The following is a 1,763-nucleotide window of genomic DNA, read 5'->3' as shown; positions in this document are numbered from 1 at the left end:
GGCGGGCGCGGGCGCGGCGTGGCCTACCGGAGGACACCCAGGTGACGACCGTAAATGCACGGATATGGACGGGAAATGCACGCGTGCATTTATTTGGATGTCGTGCGTTTCGTGACGGCAGGCCGCTGCAGCAGTCGCGGGTACGGCTCACGGCGCGGCTCGGCGAGCTGTTTGCCGTGAGCGCGCGGCTGGAGAAGGTGATGCGCGAGAACTTGGCGAGGTTGGGGTATGCGCCCTGATTGGAAGCCAACCCCGCTCGGTGAACTCCTAGCCGAGGTACTTGACCGGAGAGGTGTTACGCCACTGAAGCTCGGCAGCGATTTCACTGGCCAGGGACATCGCGTCATCTCCGCGAAAGCCGTCAAAGATGGTCGCATCGACTTGACGGCAGATGAGCCTCGGTTTGTGGACGATCAAACCTATTTCCGTTGGATGAAATCCCCGCTCTTGGCCGACGACGTTCTCATGACTTCCGAGGCGCCGCTCGGCGAGGTCGCGTTCGTCGAAAAGGAGCTCGATTGGTGCTTAGGGCAGCGTTTATTTGGACTCCGGACAAAGAAGAACCGGATGCAAGGCCGGTTCCTGTACTACGCCCTACGTTCGCAAGGTGTGCAGCACGACCTACTATCGCGCGCTACTGGAACCACTGCTCAGGGCATTCGGCAAGCGGAACTACTAAAGGTGCTCATACCAGAGCCACCGCTGGATGAACAACGCGCCATCGCCCACATCCTCGGCACGCTGGACGACAAGATTGAACTGAACCGCCGCCAGAACGAAACGCTGGAGGCCATGGCGCGGGCCTTGTTCAAGGCGTGGTTCGTGGACTTCGAACCTGTGCGCGCCAAGATGGAAGGCCGCTGGCAGCGCAGCCAGTCCCTGCCCGGCCTGCCCGCCCACCTCTACGACCTCTTCCCCGACCGGTTGGTCGAATCGGAATTGGGCGAGATTCCGGAGGGTTGGCGTTACTCTACGATTGGTGAGGAGGTGACAGTCTGCGGTGGATCGACGCCCAGCACCAAAGAGCCGGAGTTTTGGGAAGGAGGGCAACACTGCTGGGCAACGCCCAAAGACCTGTCCACTCTGAAGTTTCCCGTTTTGCTGGACACGGATCGAAAGATTACGGATGCCGGTCTTGCAAAGATCAGTTCTGGCCTTTTGCCAGTCGGCACGGTGCTGCTCTCTTCACGGGCGCCAATCGGCTACTTGGCGATTGCTGAAGTTCCTACTGCGATCAATCAAGGTTTCATCGCAATGAAATGCGATGGTGTTCTGTCAAACGTCTTCGTATTGCTCTGGTGTCTTGAAAGCATGGATGCCATCGTCGGCAACGCCAACGGCTCGACGTTTCAGGAGATCAGCAAAAGCAACTTCCGACCACTTCGCGTCGTAGTTCCTTCCGACCCGGTGCTGACAAGTTTCACAGGGTCGGCTGCCTTACTTTATCGACAGCTCGCGGAAAACGAACGGGAGTCCCGCACCCTCGCCCAACTCCGCGACACCCTGCTGCCCAAACTGATCTCCGGCGAACTGCGGGTGAAGGACGCCGAGGCCTTCCTCAAGGAGCGGGGCCTGTGAAGCCTGCCAGCGAGATCATCATCTACGAAGGCGGCGAGGCGCGCGTGGAGGTGCGGCTGGATCAGGATACGGTCTGGCTCACGCAGGAGCAGATGGCCCAGCTTTTCGGCCGCGAGCGCTCCGTCATCACCAAGCACGTGCGCAACGTCTTTGCCGAGGGGGAGCTTGAGCGTGACGCAGTATGT

The 1,763-nt window shown here is 60.0% G+C and carries 3 protein-coding genes; all 3 read left to right on the top strand.

The features are described 5' to 3' along the window. Nucleotides 1-239 (top strand): hypothetical protein (locus tag N3C12_14570; protein MCX8073651.1); only part of this gene is annotated, 239 nt, incomplete at its 5' end. Continuing rightward, on the top strand, nt 229-1,578 hold the full coding sequence (locus tag N3C12_14565; protein ID MCX8073650.1) for a restriction endonuclease subunit S: 1,350 nt from the start codon (nt 229-231) through the stop codon (nt 1,576-1,578). The genes N3C12_14570 and N3C12_14565, both read left to right, overlap by 11 nt. Then, the coding region (locus tag N3C12_14560) for a cytochrome C biogenesis protein CycH (GenBank protein ID MCX8073649.1) at nt 1,575-1,763 on the top strand (189 nt) is incomplete at its 3' end. The genes N3C12_14565 and N3C12_14560, both read left to right, overlap by 4 nt.

Source organism: Candidatus Binatia bacterium, from assembly GCA_026415395.1.
Classification (GTDB): domain Bacteria; phylum Desulfobacterota; class Binatia; order HRBIN30; family HRBIN30; genus HRBIN30.
Note: the sequence above shows the minus strand (reverse complement) of the source record. Positions and strands in the feature narration are given on the sequence as shown.